We start from the raw sequence: 23,616 nt of genomic DNA, 5'->3' as shown, positions 1-23,616 counted from the left end.
GCTCCTGGCGCTGCCTGGCATCAGAAGCGCAGCCTTGTCACGTTGTTGTCTCGTCGTCCCAGCAGGCTCAGCAAGCTGGTCAGTTGCGTTTCCGCATCGGGCTCGGCATGCGCGGTGCCCTCGAAGCGCGCCTGCCGGCCAAGCGTGCCGCTGCCCTCCAGGTACAGCGGCCCGGCGATAGTACTCAGTTGCAGCTTGCCGCCGCCGGCGCCGCTCCAGTCGATCTCGGCGCGGTAGCTGCCCAGCGGGCGCAGCCGGCTGACCGCGGACGACACCTGCTCGATGCGCAGCGTGACATGGCCGCGCATGCCATTGCCATTTCCGCTGCCATTTCCGGCGTTATTTCCGCCACCTTTCTGGCCGGAAAAGCTGCCTTGCAGCGTCGACCAGTCCGCGCGCATCAGGCCATCCGGGCGCAGCGTATTGAACGGCGCGCCGATGCCTTCCAGCAGCGATGCCGGCAGCCGCATCGCGCCGGACTGCACGGTCCAGCCGCCCGGCGTCGCGGTGATCGTCACCGGCGCGGCCATGGCTTCGGTGTGCGTCACCACCGCGCGCGCGGTGCCGGCTAGCAGCGGCCAGAAGGCCAGCGTCCACTGCAGCCTGCCCGGCAGCACCGTGGCGGTCTGGCTGCCGGCGCCGGCCGACAGCGCCAGCGTGGCGCTGCCGCGCCACAGCGAGCCGCTGGCATCGGCCAGCAGCACCCGTCCCTGCGTCTGCGTGGCCACACGCTCGGCGATCCACGTGGCCGGCAACATCGCCACCACCGTTGCCGCGGCGCTGGCCAGTCCCAGCGCGAGCCAGCGCAGGCCCCGCCATGCACCCGGCTGGCGCAGCTTGCGGCGCGGCAGCCGCAGCGTTTCCAGCCGTACCATCAGCTGCGGCCGCCCGGACCCTGCAGGGTCGCGCTGACATTGACCAGCGCCGTGGCGCCGACATAGACGATGCGGGCGTCGATCACTTTCATGCGCTGCTGCTGGCGCACGTCCTGCAGCCAGCTGCTGAACGCGCCGAAGGGCACCTTGTCGAGCTGCACCTGGACATTGTTGTCGGCGCCGGCGGCAAGCCGGGCCGCCTTCAGGCCATGCTGGCCCAGGCTGTCCTGCAGCGCCTGCGTCAGCGCGTCGCCGCGCAGCGCCGGTGCCGGCGTGGCCTTGAGGCCGCGCGCTTCCTGCGCCAGCGTTTCCATTTCGGCCAGGTCGGCGCGCATCTGCGGCAGGTTGCGCGCCAGGCGCTGGCGGCCTTCGGCGGCCGGCTCCCACAGCAGCGTGTAGCCGATCACCAGCACCATCACCGCGGCGCCGCCGGCCAGGATGGCCTGCTCGCGCGGGTTGCGCGCCGCCCAGAACGCGTTGAAGCGATCCTGCCAGGCTTGCGGCACGCGCGGACGCAGCCGCGCCAGGCGCGCGCGCAGGGCGGTAGTGCTTGCGGACCGGGCGGGGCGGGACGTGTGGTTTCGGGCGGAGTCTTTCATGGCATCCATGCGTATCGTGCTGCCGCGCTCACAGGCCCGGCCTGACGGTCCAGCGCGAGCCCGGCGTCACCGGCGTGGCGCCGCCCGTCGCGCCGCCCGCCGCACTGCCTGGTGCGCTACCTGCGCCGCCTGCCGCGCCACCGGTCTTGTCCTCTTCCATCTGCAGGCCGGCCTGGCGCGCGGCATTGCGCAGGCCGGCAATGTCCGTGCCCGGCTTGAGCGTCACCACCAGCATGCGGCCGCGGTATTCCAGCGCCTGCAGCGCATCGGGCGGCAGCCGGTGCGCGGCCTGGGCAAAGCGGTCGGCCAGCGGCAGGAAGTCTTCCGGCGTGCTGCGGCCGCTGGCGATGCGCAGCTGCTCGACCTGGCGCCGCATCTGCAGCGGCGCGTCCAGGATGGCCTGGGTCTGCGGGAAGGCGCTGCGCAAGGTCTGCTGCTGCGCGGCTTCCACGCGCTGCTGCTCGTTGCGCAGCAGCAGCCAGTGGATGTTCATGCCCAGCACCTGCACCAGCACGATGCCGGCCAGCAGCGCCAGCGGCACCCGCCATGCAGCCAGGTTCCAGCGGTCGGCGCGGCCTTGCGCGAACTCGAACTGTGCCAGGTCCAGTGCCGGATCGCGCAGGCACGCCTGCGCGCCCTCGATCCACAGCGGCCAGCCGGCGCGGGCGGCGCCGCGCAATGCGGGAACCGGCGCCGCGGCGGCGGCATCGGCGTCGGCGTACCAGTTGCCTTCGGGCGCCAGCGCCTGCCAGGCCGCGAGGGCGTCGTCGCCCAGCAGCAGGCCGTAGCCGGCGTGTGCGCCGGTGCGCACCGTCAGCTGCCACCGGCTGGCCAGTGCAGGGCCGGGCTCGGCGCCGCCGAGGGTGGCGCTGTCGAGCAGTTCGCCGCCGTCAGCCAGAGCGCTGGCGGCTGCCTCGACCACCAGCGTGGCCGGCTCGTCCGGTGCGGTGTTCTCCGCCGGCCGCAGTGTGGGCTCGGCACCGGGCGCCTCGGCGGCGGCAACCTCCGCCGCTGCCAGCGGCACGCACAACTGCGCCGGCAACACATGGCGGCGGCGATGGCGGTGTTCGGCAAAGGCGTCGAGCACGGCCCGCAGCCAGGCGCGGTCGGCCACCATCAGCAGCCGCCGGCGTGGGCCGCGAATTGCGGCGCTGCCGTCGAGCGCGGGCCCCACGCCGATATGGCAGGGCTGGGCGTCGGTGGCGAGCGCGTCTTCGATCAGGTTGGGCAGCGCCTGCTTCAAACGCGCCGGCGGCAGCGGCGGCACGCTGGCGGTGGTCAGCAGTACGTCGCTGGCCGCCAGGATCAGCACCAGGCGTTCGGCGGCGGGCAGGTCGGCGATGCGGGTGTGGCCTTCACGCAACACTTCAAAGGCCGTGCTGCCGGCCGCGCGCCGTGCGGCGTCGGTGCCGGTGCGCACCAGCGCGAACGGCAGGGCGCCGAACTGCCAGGGTTGCGGCTGATCGTGCGGCCGGTGCGGCAGGCGGACATAGAGGGTGGTGCTCAATTTTTCCTTAACGTGGCGTCAGTGGCGCCAATGGCGGGACGTGGGGGAAAAACCCGGGAAGGCGCATTGCCGCGTGGCGCCTCGCTCGCGCCAGCGTCGCAGCATACCTTGCCTGTGTGACTAAACCGCGTCAATACCGTTCCTCCCCGGTTGCCAATGCCTGCAAGCCGCGCCGACCGTGGATGCTCGGTACGCCTTGTATCAGACATTCAGCGCAGGTCCGGCAGCCGGTCGGCGTCCTGTATCCAGACCACCCGTGTCGTATTGGTTGCACCCAGCGGCTCGCCGCGGTAGATCAGCGAGACCTGCAGCCGGCTGGCGCGTTCGTGGCGAACCAGTCCGTAGACCAGGAAATAGTGCGAGCGTACGTCGATCATATTGGCCAGGCTGGCGCTGTCGGCCTGGGGCGCGACCGCGGCCAGCTGGGTCTGCACGTTGCCGACGTTGTTGAAGTAGGCGCGGTCGCGCTGGCGTACCAGTTCGCGGGCGCGTTCCAGCGGCAGCTTGTCGATCACGGCGGCCAGCACCTCGGCCTCGGCGGTATTGGCGTTGACCAGGGTGCGCTCGGGCAGCACGGTGACGAATGGCTCCAGCACGGCGATCATTTCCGGCGTATAGCCGGGCAGGGACAGCAGCCCCTGCACGCTGTCGAGCGGGCGCGGCGCCGCGCGGCCGCCGTCGCTGCCGCCTTGCGCCGCCTGCAGCATGGCGCGCGCGGTGGACTCGGCCAGTTGCGGGTTCAGGCCCACGGTCTGCAGCAAACGGCGGTAGGCGGCCTGGGCAGCGGGATCGACCGAGGCGGCGCGCCCCTGGCCGCCGGCGGTGGCGGTCCAGATCACCAGGTTGGCGAGATTGAAGCGCGCCTGCGCATCGAGGATGCGGCCGGACAGGAACGAGGTCTCGCCGGCCACGTCGGTGCGCAGCGAGGCCCCGAGGAAATCCGACAGCCGGGTTTCGGCGATCGGCACCGCCCAGGGCTCGCCGAGCTGGTCGACGTTGGTGCGGCGCTGGTCGTCACGCAGGATCAGCCGCGCCCAGTCGACCGCGGCGCGCTCGATCCAGGTCGCCTGCGCCAGCAGCCGCTGGTTCTCGATCGCACGGATCTGCACCTGCTGGCGCCACAGCATGCCGGACACCACCACCACGGCCAGCGTCACTATCAGCAGCGCGGTGACCACGGCGGCGCCGCGGGCGCGGCGCCTAGCGAAGGCCGGGCGGGAGCGGACGGGGGCGCGCCTCATAGCCCGGTCATGCAGATCTTCTGGAACTGCCGCGGCGCATCGCCGTCGCCCATGCGCGCGAACACGGTCAGTTCGACCGCGCGCACCGCGGTGTTGGGCAGCGCCGTGCCGACGTCCGAGGCGGCCACAGCACTGGCGGCATTGCCGGAGAACAGCACGTTGCGGATGCGCCCGGTATCGGCCTGCCAGCCGGCAGGCTCCACCCAGGCGCGCACGCTCATGCCGGCGACGTCGGGCAGCACGCGCCGCACCTGCGCCGCATTGTTGCCGCCCTGGCGCAGCGACAGCAGCGCCGACTGCAGCCCGGCCCGGTCCGCCACCGGCGGCGCGGCCACCCGCACCAGCGTATTGCCGTCGATCTGGTACGACAGCACCTGCCACGCCGGCGGCTGCCCCTCGTCGCGGCGGTCGCGCACCAGCAGCAGCCGGTCCTGGCCGACCTCGACCGGGCTGCCCTGCAGCAGCGCGGGGCTGGCCAGGTGCTCGCAGTCGGCCTGGAACTGGCCGTAGAGAATCTTCAACGCATCCAGGCGCGCATCGTGGTCGGTCAGGCGCTCGCGGCTGCGCGTCAGGCTGTCGAGCGCGCGCCAGCCGATCACCGCCATCACCGCCAGCAGCGTGATCGCGACCAGCATCTCCAGCAGCGTGAAGCCGCGGGTGCGCCGGCCTGGGCGTTGACGCTCAGAGCACGTTGCGGGCTTCATTGGGAACGATGGTGACCAGCCACGCCAGCCGCACTGACTTGTCGGTGGCGGACGGGTAGACCGCGATCTCGACGCGGCGGAAAACCGGATTGGGCGTGCCCGACACCGACTGCTCGCAGTACAGCGGGGTGCCGCCTTGCGGGCAGGCATAACCGCTGACGCCGGGCTCGGGCCAGGTCTTTGAAAGGCGCAGCGCGGCCAGGTGGTTCTCGGCGCTCCATTCGGCCAGCATGCGGGTCTGCAGCGCCGCGCCGGCATCGAGCATCGAGCCCATGGCGCGCATGGCCGCGGTCAGCGCGACCGCCAGGATGGTCAGCGCGACCAGCACCTCGATCAGCGTGAAGCCGGCGCGGCGGCGGCCATGCAAGGGGATGCGGGTCATGGCGTGCTGGCGAAGTAACGGCCGCTGCCGTCGCCGGCAACGTCCACGCGGATATCGCCGCGCACCAGCACCAGCCGCTGCGGCATATCGATCAGCTCGCGCCCGAATACCAGCCGCAGCGGGCCGCCGGTGCCGGTGGGCCGGCCGCCTTCGGCAACCACTACCTGGTCCAGCGCCAGCCGCCAGCGGCCCGGCGCGAACACGTCGGTACGCATGGGGATCCAGCCGTACGGGGTCGCTTCCAGGAAGCGCCAGCCGCCGGCGTCGCCTTCCCAGGCGATCGGGCGGGCGCCGAGCTGTGCCTCTTCCTGCGCCAGCTCGAACAGCCGCGCGATGCGCTGGCCGTCATCCAGCACGCGGCCGCGCTCGTTGGGCGAGGCGTTGATCGCCACCAGCGAAATCACGATGCCGGCGATCACCATGACCACCAGCAGCTCGAGCAGGGTAAAGCCCCGGCGCCGCAAGGGCGCGCTGTGGCGCGGCGCCGTGGTCATGGTCAGGGGATGCGGGCGCGCCGGGATTTATTCCCAGTTGCCGATATCGGCGTCGTTGCCGTTGCCGCCGGCCTGGCCGTCGGCGCCGAAGCTGAACACGTCGATCTCGCCGCGCACGCCCGGGTTCAGGTACTGGTACGGATGGCCCCAGGGATCCTTGGGCAGCTTCTCCAGGTAGCCGCCCCCCTTCCAGTTGTTCGGCACCGGCTCGGTGGCGGGCTTGGTCACCAGCGCGGCCAGGCCTTGCTCGGTGGTCGGGTAGCGGCTGTTATCGAGCCGGTAAAGCTTGAGCGCCTGCATGATCGACGAGATGTCCTGGCGTGCCGCGACGATGCGCGCTTCGTCCGGACGGCTCATGATCTTGGGCACTACCAGCGCCGCCAGCACGCCAAGGATCACGATCACCACCATGATTTCGATCAGGGTGAAGCCGCGCGCGCGGCGGGCGCGTGCGGGCCGGGAACGGGCGGAGCTGGCGGTAGTGAAAATGCGCATCGTCTGTGAACCTCGTTGCTGGAATGGCTGAGCCCGCGGCCGGGCTGGCGGCGGGCCGGTTTCGCCAGTCAGTATAACCGGCGCCACATGACTGTTTTATGGGGGTGGCGTCGGCGCCGCTGCAATGTGTGATGCAAAGCACAGCTGGTGCGCCAGGCCGATTTAACTTGCATCCTGGATGCATATTTTTTAAGATGTCGCCACGATGCAACTGACCCGCTTTTCCGACTATGCACTGCGCCTGCTGATGTACGTCGCCCGTGGCGACGGCAGCCGGCCCATCACCATTGCGGAAGTGGGGCAGCAGTTCGATATCTCGCACAACCACCTGGTCAAGGTGGCGGCGCGGTTGTCGAAGCTGGGCTGGATCACCGCCACGCGCGGCCGCCACGGCGGGCTGCAGCTTGGGCCGGGTGCCGAACAGCTGACTATCGGCACGATCCTGCGCGAGCTGGAAGGCCACAAGGCCATCATCGACTGCGACAACCCGCCCTGTGCGCTGAACGGCAACTGCCGCCTGAAGCGCGCGCTGGACGTGGCCGAGCAGGCGTTCTACCGCGCGCTGGACGAGGTCACGCTGGCCGACGTCACCGGCAGCAAGACCGCCGAGTCGATCATCCAGCTGCATCGCGATTTCCTGAACCGGCGTTCGGCCTGAGTGGACGTAGTCCGCGCAGGCGCCGACGAGCGCCGGTTTTATTGTGCGATAAAACATGCATATAACATGCATGAATGAAACGGAGTGTTATTTGATGCTGTCCGCCGCTTCCCGCCCCTATATCGATGCGAGCGTCCCGGTGCTGCGCGAGCATGGCCTTGCCATCACCACCCACTTTTACCGCGAGATGTTCGCCGACCGGCCTGAACTCACGAATTTGTTCAACATGGGTAACCAGGCCAACGGCACCCAGCAGCAATCGCTGGCGTCGGCCGTGTTCGCCTACGCCGCCAATATCGACAATGGCGCCGCGCTGGCGCCGGTGGTCGACCGCATCGTGCACAAGCATGCGTCAGTGGGCCTGACCACCTCGCATTATCCGATCGTGGGTCGCCACTTGCTGGGCGCGATCAAGGCGGTGCTGGGCGATGCGGCCACGCCGCCGCTGATGGCTGCCTGGGACGAAGCCTACTGGCTGCTGGCCGGCGAGCTGATCGCCGCCGAGGCACGGCTGTACCAGCGCACCGGCGTTGCTGCCGGCGAGCTGACGGCGGTGCGCGTGGTGCGCCGCGAAGCGCAGGGCGAGCAGGTGGTGTCGCTGACGCTGGCCGCCGCCGACGGCGGCCCGCTGCGCGACTTCCGTCCCGGCCAGTACATCAGCGTCGAGGCGCATCTCGACAACGGCACGCGCCAGCTGCGCCAGTATTCGCTGTCGGGCGAGACCGGCCTGCCGACCTGGCGCATTTCGGTCAAGCGCGAAGCCGGCGACCAGTCGACGCCGGCCGGCGCGGTCTCCAACTGGCTGCATGCCAACGCGCAGGAAGGCACCGAGCTGAAGGTGAGCGCGCCGTTCGGCGACTTCACCCCGGCACTCGACTCCCATCGCCCGCTGGTGCTGCTGTCGGCCGGTATCGGCATCACGCCGATGCTGTCGGTGCTGCGCACGCTGGCCGCCCAGGGCTCGCAGCGTCCGATCCTGTTCGCCCACGCCGCCCGCAGCGGCCGCCACCATGCGCATCGCGCCGACCTGCAGTGGGCGCGCGAGCGGTTGCCGCAACTGGTGACGCATATCAGCTACGAAGCGCCCGAGGCCGCCGACGCCATCGGCAGCGACTACGACCACGCCGGCACCATGCCGATGGCCGAGTTGCTGGCGCGGCCGGAGCTGCAGCGCTTCATCGATGGCCGCTTCTACCTGTGCGGGCCGCTGGGCTTCATGCAGGCGCAGCGCCATGCGCTGGTCAGCGCCGGCGTGCCGGTGGCGCACATCGAGCGCGAAGTCTTCGGCCCGGACCTGCTCGACCACCTGCTCTGAGCCCGGCCAGCCGGGGGAGTGGCGACAGTGTCATGTGGCTCTGGTACGCTTGGCGCGATCGTTCATTTGCGTCAGGGGTACCGTTCCCGTGCAACTCTCCCTCCGGCCTGTCCTTCGCTTTAATGCCGCTGCGCCGTGGCTGCCGCGCCTGGCAGGCGTGGTGCTGTTTGTCGCGCTGTGCGCGCTGGCCACGTACTGGGCGCTGACCTTCAGCGCGATGCGCACCTTGCCGGTGCCGCAGAGCGCACGGGTTGCCCAGACCGAGGCGGTCGAGACCGGCGCCGTGGCGACGCTGTTCGGCGGCTCGGCCCAGGGCGGTCCGCGCGACGTGCAACTGCTCGGCGTGGTGGCCGAGGTCGATGGCGGCGCCGGCGCGGCGATCGTGTCGCTGGACGGCGGGCCGCCCAAGGCGGTGCGGTCCGGTGCTGAACTGTCGCAGCAGATCCGGCTGGTGGAGATCCGCCAGCGCTCGGTGGTGATCGAACGCAGCGGCGTGCGCCAGGAAATCGCATTGCCGGTGCAGCCGGGCGCCGCGCGCGCACCTGCCGCTGGTGCGCCGGCTCCCGCGCTGCCGACGCCGCCCGCTGGCGCCGCCGCGCCGATGGCGACGCCGATGCCGCCGCCGGCCCCACCGGCCCCACCGGCCCCGGTGACCAGCCAGCCGGCCCTACCGATCCAGCCGGCTCCGGGCCAGCCCCCGCAGGCGCAAATCCAGCCCCAGGTCCAGGCCCAACCCCAGGCGCAGCCTGCCGCACCGCACCAGCCCATGATGGCGCCGCCACCCAGCCAGGACGGGATGCTGGTCCCCAAGAATTGAGCTGGCAAGGCCGCAAATATTCGCGTCCCGTTGCGTTCCCTTACGGGGCGTGAGCCTTTCTGTGAGGCGGGTAACATCGTATTAAAAGCGCCAACCCCCCTGCATCGTCTGCGTTCTAATCCGTACATGCCAACGTGATGACAAGGAGCAAGACATGCAACGCAATCACAAGCAGCAGATCCTGAAGCAATTCCTGGCCGCCTCGGCCGCCTTGCTGGTTGCCGGCGGCGCCTTCGCCCAGGCCAGCGCGCCCGCTGCACCGGCCGGCAAGGCCGGCCCCGGCCACCACCATATGGGCCATGGCGGCGGCTGGATGAAGGCGGTCGATACCGACAACGATGGTGCCATCTCGAAGGCGGAGGCCGACGCCTACTTCAACAAGCTCGACACCAACCGCGACGGCAAGATCGACAAGGCCGAGATGGACGCGCACCGCAAGGCCGTCATGGCCGAGCGCCACGCCCGTATGCAGGCCGCCTTCGATGAGAAATTCAAGGCCGCCGATAAGAACGGCGACGGCGCCCTGACCAAGGCCGAGGCCAATGCCGGCATGCCGCGGCTGGCCAAGCGCTTCGACCAGCTCGACGCCAACCGCGACGCCAAGCTGACCCGTGACGAAATCCGCGCCGGCACGGAGAAGATGGACCGCGACCACCATCGCCGTGGCCCGCAGGGCCAGGGTGCTCCGGGCGGCCAGCCTGGGCCCGCGAACCCGTCTGCACCGGGGGCCCCGTCCAGTAGCGGCGGCTGATGCCGCCGCAGGACGGCCATGGCCGTCCTGCCTGAAACCGCTGTTCAGCGCGCGTGCCTGCCGGCCGCGCGCTTTTGCTTTGGCGCGGTCCGTCATTGCGTCGGAGCGCGCGTTGACCAGGAAGTATCTGACCCCGGCGGCAAACGCCCGTAGAATGCCGCTTCCCTGTGCGGCCGGCCTTGGCACCATCCTTGCCTTCTCCCGGTCGCCGCGGGCGCGGCCGCAACCCCCGCAGCCGTGCCACCAGACAGGTTGCCCAGCCCGACCGGCTGCAGCACGAGTGACCTAAAAGGCTGTCGATTCGTCGGGAATCCGGCCCTCAGCGGGCGCAATTACACAAAAAATTGCGTATTTGTGCACGGCTTGCTAAATTTGCGCAAAAAAATTGCCAATAAACATATTGCGGAGCAACAATATCGTGAGCAAGGTGGAGTTGGACAAGATCGACCGGAAGATCCTGGAAGTGCTGCAGACCAACGGCCGGTTGACCAACCTGGAGGTGGCCGAGCGCGTCAACCTGTCGCCCAGCCCCTGCCTGCGCCGCATCCGGCGGCTGGAGGAGATCGGCGTGATCCGGCAGTACGCGGCGCTGCTGGAGCCGAACAAGATCGGGCTCGGCCTGCTGGCCTATATCAATGTCCGGCTGGAGAAGCATGGCGGCGCGCCCAAGGGCAAGGCGCCGCTGGACCTGTTCCGCGCCTCCATCGCGGTCTGGCCAGAGGTGGCGGCATGCCATGCCATGACCGGCGAGATGGACCTGCTGCTCAAGGTCTACGTCGAGGACATGGAGCATTTCGCGCGCTTCATGCAGGAGCAGCTGCTGGCCCATCCGTCGGTGATCGACGTGCGCTCCAGCTTTGCGCTGGAAAGCATCAAGGACACCACGGCGCTGCCGGTCGGCGGCGCGGCCTGAGCGGTCCGGGGGCGCATGCAAAAACGGCGCATCTTGCGATGCGCCGTGGCGGCCGTGGGCGGCGAAGCGGGCGAGCAGCCCGCTCAGGCGGTGTGTTTTTGCGGCACCATGGAGCGCCAGAAGCGCAGGCCGAAGCGGCGTGCGTCGCGCAGGTTGCGGCGCACCGCGTAGTCGAGGTCGGCCATCTGTTCGTCCAGCGCCTCGGTCAGGCGGCTGACGGTGTCCGCCGGCGGCAGTTCCAGGTAGGCGTCGGCCTCGCCATAGGCGTACTGGACCTTCATGCCGGCTTTCTTGGCGATGTGCATCATCGCGGCGTTGCGCGACAGGCAGTGCATGTACAGCGTGCGCACGCTGGTGTTGCGGCCATGCATGGCCGCACGCTCGAACAGCGCGCTGCCGATACCGCGGCCGCGGGCGCTGCGCGACACCGACACACCGAACTCGGCCACGCGGCCCTGGGCATTGTCGCGCAGGTTGGCAAAGTGGCCCACGCCGATCAGCTCGAGCTTGTCGTCGTAGACGCCGAACACGGTGTCGTGGTCGAAGTCGATGCTGTCCACGTAGGCTTCGATCACGTGGTCGCCCACCGACTGGCCGAAACGGAGCAGGCGATCGTCCTCGCCCAGGGCGAGGAAATGCTTCAGCAAGCGCGAGCGATGATGGGCGGCCAGCTCGCGCACCAGAACGGTGGCACGGTGGGCGGCCTGCGTCGCTGCAGCTGCCTTGCGCAGATCTTCGTCGGTGAGTGCGCCGACAGCCTTGCTCAGTTCGAGCGGGTTCACGTTAAATCCTTCCTGGTGCAGTAACAAATAAAAATAGGCACTGCGGTGGTGTTTCGCCAGGCACTTTTTCCCTGGCTCGGTGCGAGATTCGGGGAAACACCATCTTGATGCAGCGTGAAAAGTATTGTAGTGGAATTGCCAGTCTGGCGTAAGCTTCCTGCGCCGCAGCAGCCGGCCGCGCCGCCACATCGCTTTGAAAAATGCAATAAAATCAATAGCCTAAGAAAATGTGATGAATTATTGCGCGACATCAACTGTGGATATGCTGCAACGCCGCAACCGGGCCATGCCCGCCACGATCCCGCCCGCCCTCGCCAAGCCGCCCCGTCTTCGATGACCGATTCTCCCATTGCAGTGATCTACGCGCATCCCACGCCCAGCCGATCGCGCGTCAACCGGCCCCTGGCCGACGCCCTGGCCTCATTGCCGCAGGTACAGGTACGCGATCTTTACCGTTCCTATGTCGATTACGACATCGATGTCGTCGCCGAGCAGCGCGTGCTGGCGGTCGCGGACACCGTCGTGTTGCAGTTTCCGGTGCGCTGGTACAGCGTCCCCGCGTTGTTAAAGCTATGGCTGGATGAGGTGCTAGAGCACGGGTGGGCCTACGGCCCAGGCGGCACGGCACTGCGCGGCAAGTCGATGCTGGCGGTGGTCAGTACCGGCGGCAGCGCCGATGCCTACGGCCCCGACGGCAACCATGGCCATCCGATCAGTGAATTCCTGTTGCCGCTGGAGCAGACCGCGCTCCTGTGCGGCATGAACTGGCTGCCGCCGGTTGTGCTGCATGACGCCGACAACGCCGATGCGCAGGCGCTGGCCGACCATATTGCGCACGTCTGCGGGCGCCTGGGTGCCGACGCCATGCCCGCGGAGGTGCGCGCATGAACCAGCATGACTTCCTGATTGCGCTGCTGGTGTTCCTGGTTGCGGCGGTGGTGGCGGTGCCGCTGGCGCGGCGCAGCGGCCTGGGCGCCGTGCTGGGCTACCTGCTGGCGGGCGCGGCGATCGGCCCGTTTGCGCTGCGCCTGGTTACCGACGTCGAGTCGATCCTGCATTTCTCCGAGTTCGGCGTGGTGCTGATGATGTTCGTCATCGGCCTGGAACTGGAGCCGCGCAAGCTATGGGCGTTGCGGCGGAGCATCTTCGGCTACGGTGGCGCCCAGCTTGCCGCCTGCGCGCTGGTGATCGGCGGTGCGGCGGCGCTGGCGGGTGCGTCGTGGCAGGTGGCGCTGGTCGCGGGCCTGGGCCTGGCGCTGTCGTCCACCGCGATCGCGCTGGCGACGCTGACCGAGCGCAACCTGTTTGGCACGCCGGCCGGCGCCGCCAGCTTCGGCATCCTGCTGTTCCAGGATATTGCGGCCATCCCGATGATCGCGCTGTTGCCGCTGCTCGCCGTCGAGGGCGCCGAAGGTGCCGGTGCGGGCGCCGCCGGCTGGATGGCCGGCGTGAAGGCGGTGGCGGTGATCGGCGCTGTGGTGGTCGGCGGCCGCTACCTGGTGCGGCCGGCGCTGCGCTTTATCGCGCGCACCGACATGCGCGAGATGTTCACCGCGTTTGCGCTGCTGCTGGTGGTCGGCATCGCGCTGATGATGGACGCGGTCGGGCTGTCGATGGCGCTGGGCACCTTCCTCGCCGGCGTGCTGCTGGCCGATTCGGAATACCGCCATGCGCTGGAGGCCGACCTGGAGCCGTTCAAGGGGCTGCTGCTGGGCCTGTTCTTCATGGCGGTCGGGATGTCGATCGACTTTGCCGTGCTGGCACGCTCGCCGGGGCTGGTGCTCGGCCTGGTGGTTGCCTTCGTTGTGGCCAAGACCGGCGTGCTGGTGCTGCTGGCGCGCAGGTTTGCTATTGCGCGCGGCCAGCGGCTGCTGTTTGCGCTGCTGATCTCGCAGGGCGGCGAGTTCGCCTTCGTGGTGTTCGGTGTCGCCGGCGGCGCGGGCCTGCTGCCGCGCGAGACCGAGGCGTTGCTGGTGCTGGTGGTGGCGCTGTCGATGGTGGCCACGCCGTTGCTGCTGCTCGCCTATGACCAGCTGGTGGCGCCGCGGCTGGGCCGCGCCAGGGCGCGGCCGGACGAGGCCATCACGCCGCAGGACAACCCGGTGCTGATCGCCGGCTTCGGCCGGTTCGGGCAGATCATCGGGCGGCTGCTGTACAGCCAGGGCATCGGCGTCACGGTGCTCGATCACGATCCGGACCAGATCGAGTTCCTGCGCCAGTACGGCTTCAAGATCTTCTATGGCGATGCCACGCGGCTGGACCTGCTGGAAGCCGCCGGTATCGCCCGCGCGCGCATTTTGGTGGTGGCAATCGACGGCATGGACGACAGCCTGCAACTGATCGACCGTGTGCGCGAGCGCTATCCGGAGTTGCCGATCTATGCGCGGGCGCGGCATGTGTCGCATATCTACCAGCTCAAGGACCGCGGCGTGCAATTGTTCGAGCGCGAGATGTTCGAGGGTTCGCTGAGGATGGGACGGAGTGTCCTGGAAGGGCTGGGCTTCGACCCGGCCGAGGCGCGCAACGTGGCGCTGCGCTTCCGGCGGCACAATATCCAGGCGATCGACCGCTTCTACCCGCACTACACCGACCAGAAGAAGCTGGTCTCGCTGGCGCGCCAGGCCCGCGACGAGCTGGAGGAAATGTTCAGGCAAGACCGCGAGCAGCGCCGGCAGCGCGAAGAGGCAGAGTGGACCTGACGATGGCGGGGGCAGGCCGGGGCGGGCCCGCCTTCGTCAGCGGATCGCGGCGGCGCGGCCCGGCAGCCCGCCTTCGAGGAGGTCGAGCACCGTCTCGGCAAAGTCGGCGTACGAAAGCCGTCCGCCCGGCTTGAGCCAGGTGAAGGTCCAGTTGATCATGCCGAACACGGTCATGGTCAGCGCGGTCTGGTTATCGCGCGTGACACGCTCCGGGTAGGCCCGGCGCAGCAGGCGCGAGAAGGCCGCCACCACGTCGCGCTCGCGGCCGAGGATCACGTCGCGCTGGCCTTCGGCGAGGAACTTGACGTCGTTGATCAGCGCGATATGGCGGGTCTGCGAGGTTTCGTACTCGGCCAGGAAGGCGCGGATCAGGTTGGCAAACGCGTCCTTGTCGGTGCGCGCGTGGCGCTCGGCGTCGGCTTCGACCTCGGTGACCAGCAGCATCAGCCGCCGCGTGTAGCGGTCCAGCAGGTCGAACAGGATCGCTTCCTTGCTCTCGTAATAGTGGTAGAGGCGCGCCTTGGACGTGCCGCAGGCGGCGGCCAGGTCGGCCATCGAGGTGCTGGGGTAGCTGCTGTTGGCGAAGGCAGCCGCGGCCAGGTCCAGGATCTGTTCGCGCTGCGCCTCGAAATCGGGTGCCTTGGTACGGGCCATGTGTATCGGGGTTACTCGCCACTGCCGCCGGCGCGGCGGCGCAGCTCGCAGGTCTCGAGCGAATCGGAGTTGCCGCGCAGCACCATCAGGCCCGAGGCGATCAGCTCGCGGCAGCGCCAGAACACGAACCAGTCGCTGGCCAGCAGGCCTTCGATCGCGCCCATCACGCTGCCCACCACCTGCACCGCGGGGGTCCATTCCGCCGGCGCGCGATCCATGATGATGTCGTCGATGGTGTGGTAGGCGGCGGGAACCAGCGTATTGCCCTTCCACAGGCGGACGTCGGCGTTCTCCTTGACGTTCTGCTGCCACTCGTAGCCGAGCCGTCCCAGCCGAAGCACCGAAACCGGCGCGATGGTGGAGAAGCGCCGCGCCAGCCGCGCCGGTGAATACATGCCGATGGCGGCCAGGTTGCCTTGCGCGGGCATCTCCAGCTCGCGCAGGTCCATCGCGACTTCATTGATCCGTTGCGGCGCCTGATACAGGTGGAACACAACCCGGCGCAGCATCAGCTGGTCGGCCGCGCTCTGGCCGTGCCAGATGGCTATTTCCAGTTCGTCCTGGCGCAGCCGCTGTAGCTGGTCCAGCGCCTGGCGCATCTCGGCGGCGAAATCGATGTCGGTGTGCGGGGCGACCCGCTGCCAGAAGCCGGAACGGATCAGCCCGGTGCTGTCGATGTCGGCCAGAGGCCCCACTGCCAGGTCGTCGCGCAGCACCACGACAGGGTCCGGCCGCGCGGCCTGCGCCAGCGCCTGGCGCAGGGTCGTGCCTGCTACATCACCGTTGACGACGTGGATATATTGCATGGCCGTGATTGTATATGGGTGGGACGGTTCGCTGGCACCGCGCGGCGCTGGCGCGACAGTCGGCGGGCGCCGCTGTGCAAGGCTGTGCGCCACCGCTGCCTATCGCCGCCGCAGCCCCCCTGCAAGCATCGCGCCAGGCCGCTGCCGGCCTGCCGCCATTGTAATCACGGCCCGGCCTGGCCAATCGCTGCGAGTGTCGGCCCGCGTACGCGCCGCTGGCCGTCCCCGCGCGGCGTACCCGGATCAGCGCTCGTCGTAGCTGACCACTACCCGAGGCGTCAGCGCGCGCGCCTGGCAGGTGAGCACGAAGCCCTTTTCCATCTCCCACGGCTCGAGCGTGTAGTTCTTCTCCATCTCGACCTGGCCCTCCAGCACCTTGGCGCGGCAGGTGCAACAGACGCCGCCCTTGCAGGCGTACGGCAGGTCGAGCCCGGCGGCCAGCGCGGTATCGAGCACGTTGGCGTCTTCCATCGGCAGGCGCATGCTGTGCTGCTTGCCGTCGAGCACGACCACCAGCTCGGCGGTGCCCGCATGGTCGGCATGCGCGTGCGACGGCTTGGGCCTGGCCTGCGCGAGCGGCACGCCGAAGCGCTCGGCGTGGATACGGTGCGGATCCACGCCAGCGTCGCGCAGCGCCGCCTCGGCTTCGTCGATCATCGACGCAGGCCCGCAGATGAAGGCCGCATCGATGTCGTCCACCGGGATCAGGGTCCGCAGGAAGGCGGTGACGCGGTCGTGGTCAACCCGGCCGTGCAGCAGGTCGACCTCCTGCGGCTGGCGCGACAGCACGTGGTACAGCGTGAAGCGCGACAGGTACTGGTTTTTCAGGTCTTCCAGTGCCTCGGAAAAGATGATGCTGTCGACATTGCGGTTGCCGTAGACCAGCGTGAAGCGGCTGCGCGGCTCGGCCTGCAGCGTGGTGCGAATCAGCGACAGCACCGGCGTGATGCCGCTGCCCGCGGCAAAGGCGACATAGTGGCGCGCCGCCGCAGGATCCAGCGGCACGTTGAAGCGGCCATCTGGCGTCATCACGTCGATCACCTGGCCGGGTGCGATGGTGTCGTGGAGATGGGACGAGAACAGCCCGTCCTCGACCAGCTTCACCGCCACGCGCAGCTCGCCTTGTGCGTCATAGTCCTGCACCGCCGAGCAGATCGAATACGAGCGCCGCAAGTCCTTGCCGTCGACCGGCGCCTTCAGCGTCAGGAACTGGCCCTGGGTGAAGCGGTAGGCGTCGCGCAGCGTTTCCGGCACCTCGAACGCGATCGAGATGGTGTCGGCAGTCTCGGGGCGCACCTGCGCCACGCGCAGCGGGTGGAACTGTGGGGTCATGGCAGCCTGGCTTCGGCCCGGCGGGGCTCAGTAGGGTTTGAAATAATCGAACGGCTCGCGGCAATCCAGGCAGCGGTACAGTGCCTTGCACGCCGTCGAGGCGAAGCGCGAGATTTCCTGCGTGTGCACGCTGCCGCAGCGCGGGCAGGCGACGCGGTCCGGGGCGCCGGCGCGCGCGGCACGCGGGACGAAGTGCAATGGTCGCGCCGTGGCTGGCGCGCCGCACTGGCCGGGCGGCGCGATGCCGAATTCGCGCAATCGCTCACGCGCGGCGGGGGTGATCCAGTCGGTGGTCCACGCCGGCGCCAGCACGGTGCGCAGGCGCCACGGTGCCAGGCCGGCGGCGTCGAGCGCATGGCCGATGTCCTCGGCGATCTGCGACATCGCCGGGCAGCCGGAGTAGGTGGGCGTGATGGTCACCTCCAGCGTGCCGTCGGCATCGGCGCTGATCCCGCGCAGGATGCCGAGGTCGCGGATCGACACCACCGGGATCTCCGGGTCGGGGACCGCTTCCAGCGCCGCCCATGCCTGCGCGACGCGCGCATCGGCGGCAGTGTTCGCTGGGCGGGGCAGGGTGGTGACGTTCATGCCAGTCATTCCTTTGCGGCGAAGCGGGCACTTACCATTGCGCGCCCGGATGGGCCCGCGCCAGCCCTTGCATCTCGCCCAGCAGGTAGCTCATGTGTTCAGAATGCACGCCGAGCTTGCCGGTGGAGACAAAGCTGCTCGCCGGCGGCAGCGCCAGCGTGGCGGCTTGCAGGGTCTCGGCGACGGTCGCGTCCCACGCAGTTCGCAGCGAAGCGGTGACGACGCCAATGCCCTGCGCAGCGGCTTCGGTTTCCACCGGGTCATCGGCAAAGCACTCATTCATATAGGGCAGCAGGTGGTCCAGGGCCCGCTGCATGCGGGCATGCGACGCTTCGGTGCCGTCGCCCAGGCGCACCACCCAGCCGGCGGCATGGTGCAGGTGGTAGCTCGCCTCCTTGACCGACTTGGCGGCGATGGCGGCGAGCTGCGCATCGCTGCTGGACTTCAGCGCTTGCCACAGCTCGACCATCAGCGCGCTGTACAGGAAGTTGCGCATGATGGTGACCGCGTAGTCGCGTTCCGCGGCGGCGGTGCCGGCCAGCGGGCCGCGGTGGGGCAGTTCCGCCAGCGTCCAGTTGCGGAAGTCGCGCTCGGCGCGCCAGTAGGCATAGTCGTCTTCATGCCGTGGCAGGCCGGTCAGCTCGCCTTCCAGTTCGCCGGCGCGCCCGTACAGCAGGCGTGCCTGGCCGATCAGGTCGAGGCTGATGTTGGCCAGCGCAATGTCTTCTTCCAGCACGGGGCCGTGGCCGCACCATTCGGCATTGCGCTGGCCGAGCACCAGCGCGTTGTCGGCCAGGCGCAGCACATAGCGCAGCGCGGCGGTGCGGGCCGGCGGCAAGTGATCCAGGGAAGCGGGTTGCGGGGACGCGGTCATCGTGCGTGGCCCTTACATATGGTTGACTTCGTCGGGCAGCTGGTAGAACGTCGGGTGCCGGTAGATCTTGTCGGCCATGGGGTCGAACAGTTCCGGCTTTTCCTCCGGCACGCTCGCCGTGATGGCGGCGGACGGCACTACCCAGATCGACACGCCTTCCTGGCGCCGCGTGTAGACATCGCGCGCCATGTGCAGCGCCTGCTGCGCGTCGGCGGCGTGCAGGCTGCCGCAGTGTTTGTGCTCCAGGCCTTGCTTGCTGCGCACGAACACCTCCCACAGCGGCCATTCCTTGCGGTTCATCGTTGTCTCCTCAGTCCTTGCGTGCTGGCTGCGGTTTGGGTTCAAGCAGGGATCAGGCAGCCGCGCGGCGCTCGCCCGCTTCGCGCTCGGCCTGCTTGGCCGCGTGGGCCAGTGCGGCTTCGCGGACCCAGGCGCCGTCCTCGTGCGCCTTGACGCGCGTGGCCAGGCGCTCCCGGTTGCAGGGGCCGTCGCCGTTGATTACGCGCCAGAACTCGTCCCAATCCAGCGGGCTGTAGTCATAGTGGGCGCGCTCGGCGTTCCATTGCAGTCCCGGGTCGGGCAGGGTCACGCCCAGTACCCGCGCCTGTTCCACCGTGGCATCGACGAACTTCTGGCGCAGGTCGTCATTCGAGATGCGCTTGATGCCCCAGGCCATGGTCTGCGCGCTGTTGGTGGAGGCCGCATCGGGCGGGCCGAACATCATCAGCACCGGGAACCACCAGCGGTTGACCGCGTCCTGCACCATCTCGCGCTGGGCGTCGGTGCCGCGCATCATCGCCAGCAGCGCGTCGAATCCCTGGCGTTGGTGAAACGACTCTTCCTTGCAGATGCGGATCATGGCGCGCGCATACGGGCCATACGAGCAGCGGCACAGCGGGATCTGGTTCATGATCGCCGCGCCGTCCACCAGCCAGCCGATCACGCCCACGTCGGCCCAGGTCAGCGTCGGGTAGTTGAAGATGGACGAGTACTTGGCCTTGCCGCTGTGCAGCGCGTCGACCAGCTCGTCGCGCGAAGCATCCAGCGTTTCGGCCGCGGAGTAGAGGTACAGGCCGTGGCCGCCTTCGTCCTGCACCTTGGCCAGCAGGATCGCCTTGCGCTTGAGTGACGGTGCGCGGCTGATCCAGTTGCCCTCGGGCAGCATGCCGACAATCTCGGAATGCGCGTGCTGGGAAATCTGCCGCACCAGTGTCTTGCGGTAGGCCGCCGGCATCCAGTCCTGCGGCTCGATCTTGCCGTCGGCGGACACGCGCGCGTCAAAAGCGGCCTGGCGGGCCTCATCGTCCTGAGGGTCCTGAGGGGCAGCGATCTGGGCGGAGTCAGCTTGGCCGGGAACGTCCAGGCTTTGGGTGTACATAGCGCCTCCTCTGGCGGGGGGCCGCGGCTGGGTGGGTGACCGTTGGTGCGGCGGCTGGCCCTATTATATATAAGCCGACCGGTCGGTCAATTTAAGCCGCACCGGGTTTGTGTTGGTCGTCGCCGGGGCAGCGACATCACGTGACGGCCGGGGCACGTGTAGTATCAGAGACGGAACGGCCTCGTGCTGTCCAACCCTTATTCCCTTTGTCTACGGAGGTAACGCAAATGGCAAGCGCGGCATACAGCAAGATCGTGGTGGCGGTGGATGGCAGCAGCACGTCCGGACTGGCACTGGCCGAAGCCATCCGCGTAGCGGCGCCGGGCGGTGCCACGGTGCTGGCGCTCTATGTCGTCGACACGGGTACGCCGATGTTCGACGTGGGCTACTACGATCCGAGCCAGCTGCAGAAGGCATTCGAGGAAAGCGGCCAACGCGCGCTGCAGGACGCCGCGCAGCAACTGTCAGCGGCCGGCGTGCCGCATGAAACCCGGCTGGTCACCGAGGCGCCGGTGCCCGGCGATATCGGTGCATCGATCAACGAAGCCGCGCGTCAGTGGGGGGCGGACCTGCTGGTAATCGGCACGCACGGGCGGCGGGGTGTGCGCCGGCTGGTGCTGGGCAGCGTGGCGGAAGCGGTGATCCGGCAGTCGACTACGCCGGTGCTGCTGGTGCGCGGCGAAGCCAAGGCCGACTAAGCATGCGAAAGACGCCGGACTGGCCCGGCGTCTCGGTTTGGACGCGGTCGTCAATCGCGACAGGGGTCATCCGGCGAAGCGGAAATGGCCGCTGCGCAGCACGATCTCGCGCGCCTGGGTCAGCTCGAACAGGCTTTCGGCGAGGCTTTCGATGCGCTGGCGATTACTGGTGAAGGCGGCAACCAGGTCTTCCTCGCGCGGCGAGCGCGCACCGAAGTGGGCCTCAAGGGCTTCCGCGGTGACGGAATACTGAGTCGGACTGCCATTGACCGTAGCGGGGCAGGACAGCGTGAGGCTGGCTGCGCAGTAGGTCGGGACGCTGCGAGGGAACGTGATCTCAGGCATGGCGTGCCTCGTGCTGGCGACGGACGTATTCAATCATTCTAGGTCACCACGGCCTGCCGTAAAGGGTCCGGAAAGGACTTCGGCGCACCGATTGCCGATGCCATATGGCGCCTGGCTGGCGTCACCAATGCGTTGCCACTCTGCAACATGGATGTTGCAATGCAGCAAAGAAGGGCGAGTAACCGCGCTTCCATGCGATCCCCTGCTCGGGCGCAACAAAAGACTTCTGTGCTGCGCCATGGTCAAGGTGTAGCCCTTGCCAGGGCTTGGCGTGCAACGGGTGTTGCAATGGCCGGCATCAGGGCAAAAAAAACCCACGCAGGTTGTGCGTGGGTTGGAATCCACCGAGGTGGTGGAGGAGACAGACTTCACTATACATGGTTTGTTGCGTCGCACCAAGTGCAGTTGTGTCAATGTCTTGCGATGCGCACAATGCTGTTGTGTGGGTACAACAAAAAATCGAAATGCTGCCCTAGCGGAATAGATAAGCGGCGCCAACAGCACAAAAAATACCGGCAGCATCTGCAACCAGGGCGCAGCCCAGCGCGTGCCGCGTATTTCGCACATTGATGCTGCCGAAGTAGACCGCCAACACATAGAAAGTAGTTTCCGTCGACCCCTGAATGATGGCCGCAAGGCGACCCTGGAACGAGTCGACTCCATAAGTCGTCATCACATCGACCATCAACCCGCGCGCACCGGCGCCTGACAGGATCTTCATCAGGCCCACCGGCAGGGCCGGGACAAAATCGGTATTGATGCCGAGATGCGCAAAGCCCAGCGTCAGCCAGCCCATCAGCACGTCCATGCACCCGGTCGCCCGGAACAAGCCGATCGCAACCAGGATGGCGACAAGATAAGGAATGATCTGCACGGCCACGCCGAAGCCTTCCTTGGCGCCATCGATAAAGGCTTCGTAGACGTTGACCCGCCGCAGGGCACCGCAGGCCAGGAACAGCGTGATAAGCGACAGGATGACGCCCGCGCCCGCCAATGCCGTCACGCTGCCGACCTGCTCGGGCGGCGCATGCTTCAGCCAGGCGAACATGCCGCCGAGCGCCGCGGCAGCCATGCCGAATGCGGCCAGCACCGCGGGCCGCAGCAGATTGAGCCGCTGTACCCAGGCGACGGCCAGCAGGCCGGCAAGGCACGAGCCACCGGTAGCCAGCAGCGTCGGCAGGAAAATATCTGCCGCATTGAAGCCCACCAGCCCCTGCTTGACGGCGATTGCCTGTCGGATCGCGATGACCGAGGTCGGGATCAAAGTCAGCCCGGCCGTATTCAGCACGATGAACATGATCTGCGCGTCGGTGGCCACGTCCGGGCGACGGTTCAGCGTCTGCAGCTCGCGCATGGCATTCAGCCCGAGAGGCGTCGCGGCGTTATCCAGGCCCAGCAGGTTGGCCGACACGTTCATCATCATGGCGCCTTGCGCCGGATGGCCCTGCGGCACGCCGGGAAAGAAATGTCGCAACAACGGGTTCACCAGCCGGGCAAAGGCGTCGACGACTCCGGCGCGTTCGCCTATGCGCATGATGCCCAGCCACAGGCTCATCACGCCCGCCAGCCCTAGTGCAATTTCGAAGGCTGTGCGGGCGCTGTCGAACAGGCTCGACAGCATGGCGGGGAAGACGGCCAGGTCGCCGCTGGCGAGGCGGAAGCATGCGGCGACAAAGGAAACCAGAAAAAAACCGAGCCAGACAACGTTCAGGGCCATCGGATTGCGCAAGCAAAAAGGTCAAGGCGGAACTCTCCCGCCGGGCAGGGGCGGCTCAACCGATCTTGGCGCCGCGCTCGGCCAGCAGTTCGCGCAGCACCGACCTGTGGCAGTGCGCTTCGTCTTCGCAATAGCAGCCAAGTGAGAAATTGGTCTGGTGCGACAGCGCAGCCAGCAGGTCGAGCGTGCGGCTGCGCTCCGGCTCGGCCATTTCCTTGCGGAAATGCCGGACGAATGCTCGCCATGCCTTGTCGTCAGCCGCGCCCTGCGCCTGCGCAACCAGTTCTGGGGTAGGGGACAGGTCGGGGTACCAGACGTCGTAGTAGTCACGGCTGGCGAACTCGGACTTGGGCACGCCGCGTGGCGGCCGCCGCACAGTACCGATACGCAGTCCTTCGTCAGCTGCGCGTGGCGTTCCCAGTCTTACGATTCGGATGGTCATGGAGGATCCCGCGTTCCGGACTGCCCGCGCGACTGCGCCAGGCTGAAGCCCAGATCATGAATCAACGGGTCGTGCATGACAAACATCTGCACCTTTCTGTGACATCCCTACCCTATAAGTAGAAGAGGGCGCTGGCGCCGCCAGAAAAGAGCGGTTTGCGTTATTTTTAGGCTGGATCCGAATTATTTCCGGAAACCTCTTGCCAAGCACCTCCGGGTCCCTTAATATTCGCCCCCTCGCAACACAACGCGGCGCTGCAAAGCAGACGCAGCAAGGGTTGCGGGGTCGACCGCAAGGTTGGCGCAGCGAAGTTTGCAGCGCTGGCCGCAGCAAAAAAAGATTGCTGCAACGGTTGACGAAACGAAGAAAGCTCTGCATAATCTCGTTTCTCTGCTGCAGACAACGCAGCGCGCTGAACGGCAAAGCCGGGAAGCGAAGTTCTTTAACAAACAAACAACCGATAAGTGTGGGCGCTGGGTAGCGGACGCCGCTGTCTTCGGACAGTGTTGCTTCACAAGTTATACAGTGCTCGCACAGCAAAACGTGACTG

At 68.0% G+C, this 23,616-nt stretch carries 28 protein-coding genes; 9 read left to right on the top strand and 19 right to left on the bottom strand.

Annotated features, from left to right (window positions below; all coding sequences use genetic code 11):
* Window positions 1-20 precede the first annotated feature (20 nt).
* The 8 genes from gspN to gspG form a co-directional block, all read right to left on the bottom strand.
* Window positions 21-875 carry a type II secretion system protein N gene (gspN, locus tag E1J61_RS31260; protein ID WP_133097745.1) on the bottom strand — a complete coding sequence of 285 codons (855 nt, stop codon included), beginning with the start codon at window positions 873-875 and terminating at the stop codon, window positions 21-23.
* Complete coding sequence (locus E1J61_RS31255; protein ID WP_133097744.1) at window positions 875-1,483, bottom strand: type II secretion system protein M; 609 nt, start codon at window positions 1,481-1,483, stop codon at window positions 875-877. Before E1J61_RS31255 ends, gspN begins: the two co-directional genes overlap by 1 nt.
* Before the next feature lie 19 nt (window positions 1,484-1,502).
* On the bottom strand, window positions 1,503-2,981 hold the full coding sequence (gspL, locus tag E1J61_RS31250) for a type II secretion system protein GspL (RefSeq protein WP_133097743.1): 1,479 nt from the start codon (window positions 2,979-2,981) through the stop codon (window positions 1,503-1,505).
* Window positions 2,982-3,190: 209 nt separating this feature from the next.
* Complete coding sequence (gene gspK / locus E1J61_RS31245) at window positions 3,191-4,222, bottom strand: type II secretion system minor pseudopilin GspK (protein ID WP_133097742.1); 1,032 nt, start codon at window positions 4,220-4,222, stop codon at window positions 3,191-3,193.
* Window positions 4,219-4,926: a type II secretion system protein J gene (locus tag E1J61_RS31240; RefSeq protein ID WP_133097741.1), complete on the bottom strand. Its 708-nt coding sequence runs from the start codon at window positions 4,924-4,926 to the stop codon at window positions 4,219-4,221. Before E1J61_RS31240 ends, gspK begins: the two co-directional genes overlap by 4 nt.
* The gene (gene gspI, locus E1J61_RS31235; protein ID WP_133097740.1) at window positions 4,904-5,308 is read right to left on the bottom strand and encodes a type II secretion system minor pseudopilin GspI; all 405 of its coding nucleotides are present in this window, start codon (window positions 5,306-5,308) and stop codon (window positions 4,904-4,906) included. Before gspI ends, E1J61_RS31240 begins: the two co-directional genes overlap by 23 nt.
* The gene (locus E1J61_RS31230) at window positions 5,305-5,802 is read right to left on the bottom strand and encodes a prepilin-type N-terminal cleavage/methylation domain-containing protein (protein WP_133097739.1); all 498 of its coding nucleotides are present in this window, start codon (window positions 5,800-5,802) and stop codon (window positions 5,305-5,307) included. Before E1J61_RS31230 ends, gspI begins: the two co-directional genes overlap by 4 nt.
* 27 nt (window positions 5,803-5,829) lie before the next feature.
* Window positions 5,830-6,297, bottom strand: coding sequence for a type II secretion system major pseudopilin GspG (gene gspG, locus E1J61_RS31225; RefSeq protein ID WP_133097738.1), 468 nt, complete (start codon window positions 6,295-6,297; stop codon window positions 5,830-5,832).
* Between the two features lie 205 nt (window positions 6,298-6,502).
* On the opposite strand from gspG, the gene E1J61_RS31220 reads away from it, so the two are divergent.
* From E1J61_RS31220 to E1J61_RS31200, 5 genes are all read left to right on the top strand, one after another.
* Window positions 6,503-6,955, top strand: a complete 453-nt coding sequence (locus E1J61_RS31220) for an Rrf2 family transcriptional regulator (protein ID WP_133097737.1) — start codon at window positions 6,503-6,505, stop codon at window positions 6,953-6,955.
* Between the two features lie 94 nt (window positions 6,956-7,049).
* Window positions 7,050-8,270 carry a globin domain-containing protein gene (locus E1J61_RS31215; protein WP_133097736.1) on the top strand — a complete coding sequence of 407 codons (1,221 nt, stop codon included), beginning with the start codon at window positions 7,050-7,052 and terminating at the stop codon, window positions 8,268-8,270.
* Between the two features lie 88 nt (window positions 8,271-8,358).
* Entirely contained in the window at window positions 8,359-9,087 is a 729-nt protein-coding gene (locus E1J61_RS31210; protein ID WP_133097735.1) for a type II secretion system protein N, read from the top strand.
* Between the two features lie 154 nt (window positions 9,088-9,241).
* The gene (locus E1J61_RS31205) at window positions 9,242-9,838 is read left to right on the top strand and encodes an EF-hand domain-containing protein (RefSeq protein WP_133097734.1); all 597 of its coding nucleotides are present in this window, start codon (window positions 9,242-9,244) and stop codon (window positions 9,836-9,838) included.
* A gap of 418 nt (window positions 9,839-10,256) precedes the next feature.
* Complete coding sequence (locus E1J61_RS31200) at window positions 10,257-10,751, top strand: Lrp/AsnC family transcriptional regulator (protein WP_010813460.1); 495 nt, start codon at window positions 10,257-10,259, stop codon at window positions 10,749-10,751.
* 83 nt (window positions 10,752-10,834) lie between these two features.
* Here the strand turns inward: E1J61_RS31200 and E1J61_RS31195 are convergent, their stop codons facing one another.
* Complete coding sequence (locus E1J61_RS31195) at window positions 10,835-11,533, bottom strand: GNAT family N-acetyltransferase (RefSeq protein ID WP_133097733.1); 699 nt, start codon at window positions 11,531-11,533, stop codon at window positions 10,835-10,837.
* A 333-nt stretch (window positions 11,534-11,866) separates the two neighbouring features.
* On the opposite strand from E1J61_RS31195, the gene E1J61_RS31190 reads away from it, so the two are divergent.
* Both E1J61_RS31190 and kefC read left to right on the top strand, forming a co-directional pair.
* Window positions 11,867-12,421, top strand: coding sequence for an NAD(P)H-dependent oxidoreductase (locus E1J61_RS31190; RefSeq protein WP_133097866.1), 555 nt, complete (start codon window positions 11,867-11,869; stop codon window positions 12,419-12,421).
* A complete protein-coding gene (gene kefC, locus E1J61_RS31185) occupies window positions 12,418-14,232 on the top strand; it encodes a glutathione-regulated potassium-efflux system protein KefC (protein WP_133097732.1) in 1,815 nt (604 codons plus the stop codon). Before E1J61_RS31190 ends, kefC begins: the two co-directional genes overlap by 4 nt.
* Window positions 14,233-14,268: 36 nt before the next feature.
* On the opposite strand, the gene E1J61_RS31180 is transcribed toward kefC, so the two are convergent.
* The 7 genes from E1J61_RS31180 to paaA form a co-directional block, all read right to left on the bottom strand.
* The gene (locus E1J61_RS31180) at window positions 14,269-14,886 is read right to left on the bottom strand and encodes a TetR/AcrR family transcriptional regulator (RefSeq protein WP_133097731.1); all 618 of its coding nucleotides are present in this window, start codon (window positions 14,884-14,886) and stop codon (window positions 14,269-14,271) included.
* A gap of 11 nt (window positions 14,887-14,897) precedes the next feature.
* A complete protein-coding gene (locus E1J61_RS31175; RefSeq protein WP_133097730.1) occupies window positions 14,898-15,692 on the bottom strand; it encodes a DUF1835 domain-containing protein in 795 nt (264 codons plus the stop codon).
* A 243-nt stretch (window positions 15,693-15,935) separates the two neighbouring features.
* Window positions 15,936-17,024 carry a 1,2-phenylacetyl-CoA epoxidase subunit PaaE gene (gene paaE / locus E1J61_RS31170; protein ID WP_133097729.1) on the bottom strand — a complete coding sequence of 363 codons (1,089 nt, stop codon included), beginning with the start codon at window positions 17,022-17,024 and terminating at the stop codon, window positions 15,936-15,938.
* Between the two features lie 27 nt (window positions 17,025-17,051).
* Complete coding sequence (gene paaD, locus E1J61_RS31165; protein ID WP_133097728.1) at window positions 17,052-17,612, bottom strand: 1,2-phenylacetyl-CoA epoxidase subunit PaaD; 561 nt, start codon at window positions 17,610-17,612, stop codon at window positions 17,052-17,054.
* Between the two features lie 31 nt (window positions 17,613-17,643).
* A complete protein-coding gene (gene paaC, locus E1J61_RS31160; RefSeq protein ID WP_133097727.1) occupies window positions 17,644-18,486 on the bottom strand; it encodes a 1,2-phenylacetyl-CoA epoxidase subunit PaaC in 843 nt (280 codons plus the stop codon).
* Window positions 18,487-18,498: 12 nt separating this feature from the next.
* A complete protein-coding gene (gene paaB, locus E1J61_RS31155; protein ID WP_022536879.1) occupies window positions 18,499-18,786 on the bottom strand; it encodes a 1,2-phenylacetyl-CoA epoxidase subunit PaaB in 288 nt (95 codons plus the stop codon).
* A gap of 52 nt (window positions 18,787-18,838) precedes the next feature.
* Complete coding sequence (gene paaA, locus E1J61_RS31150) at window positions 18,839-19,864, bottom strand: 1,2-phenylacetyl-CoA epoxidase subunit PaaA (protein ID WP_133097726.1); 1,026 nt, start codon at window positions 19,862-19,864, stop codon at window positions 18,839-18,841.
* 227 nt (window positions 19,865-20,091) lie between these two features.
* Here paaA and E1J61_RS31145 point away from each other — a divergent pair, with 227 nt between their 5' ends.
* On the top strand, window positions 20,092-20,562 hold the full coding sequence (locus E1J61_RS31145; protein ID WP_133097725.1) for a universal stress protein: 471 nt from the start codon (window positions 20,092-20,094) through the stop codon (window positions 20,560-20,562).
* Between the two features lie 66 nt (window positions 20,563-20,628).
* Here E1J61_RS31145 and E1J61_RS31140 read toward each other — a convergent pair whose 3' ends face one another.
* The 3 genes from E1J61_RS31140 to E1J61_RS31130 all read right to left on the bottom strand — a co-directional run bounded on the left by E1J61_RS31140 (window position 20,629) and on the right by E1J61_RS31130 (window position 23,066).
* Window positions 20,629-20,907, bottom strand: a complete 279-nt coding sequence (locus E1J61_RS31140) for a DUF1488 domain-containing protein (protein WP_029046679.1) — start codon at window positions 20,905-20,907, stop codon at window positions 20,629-20,631.
* 472 nt (window positions 20,908-21,379) lie between these two features.
* Window positions 21,380-22,624: a nucleoside recognition domain-containing protein gene (locus E1J61_RS31135; RefSeq protein ID WP_133097724.1), complete on the bottom strand. Its 1,245-nt coding sequence runs from the start codon at window positions 22,622-22,624 to the stop codon at window positions 21,380-21,382.
* A 55-nt stretch (window positions 22,625-22,679) separates the two neighbouring features.
* Entirely contained in the window at window positions 22,680-23,066 is a 387-nt protein-coding gene (locus tag E1J61_RS31130; RefSeq protein WP_133097723.1) for a DUF488 domain-containing protein, read from the bottom strand.
* Between the two features lie 312 nt (window positions 23,067-23,378).
* Here E1J61_RS31130 and E1J61_RS37940 point away from each other — a divergent pair.
* Window positions 23,379-23,616: hypothetical protein (locus tag E1J61_RS37940; protein ID WP_207951286.1), on the top strand; the 238-nt coding region annotated here is incomplete at its 3' end.

The sequence above is a fragment of the Cupriavidus sp. L7L genome (assembly GCF_004353535.1).
Taxonomy (GTDB): domain Bacteria; phylum Pseudomonadota; class Gammaproteobacteria; order Burkholderiales; family Burkholderiaceae; genus Cupriavidus; species Cupriavidus oxalaticus_A.
This window is presented reverse-complemented; position numbering and strand designations above follow the sequence as displayed.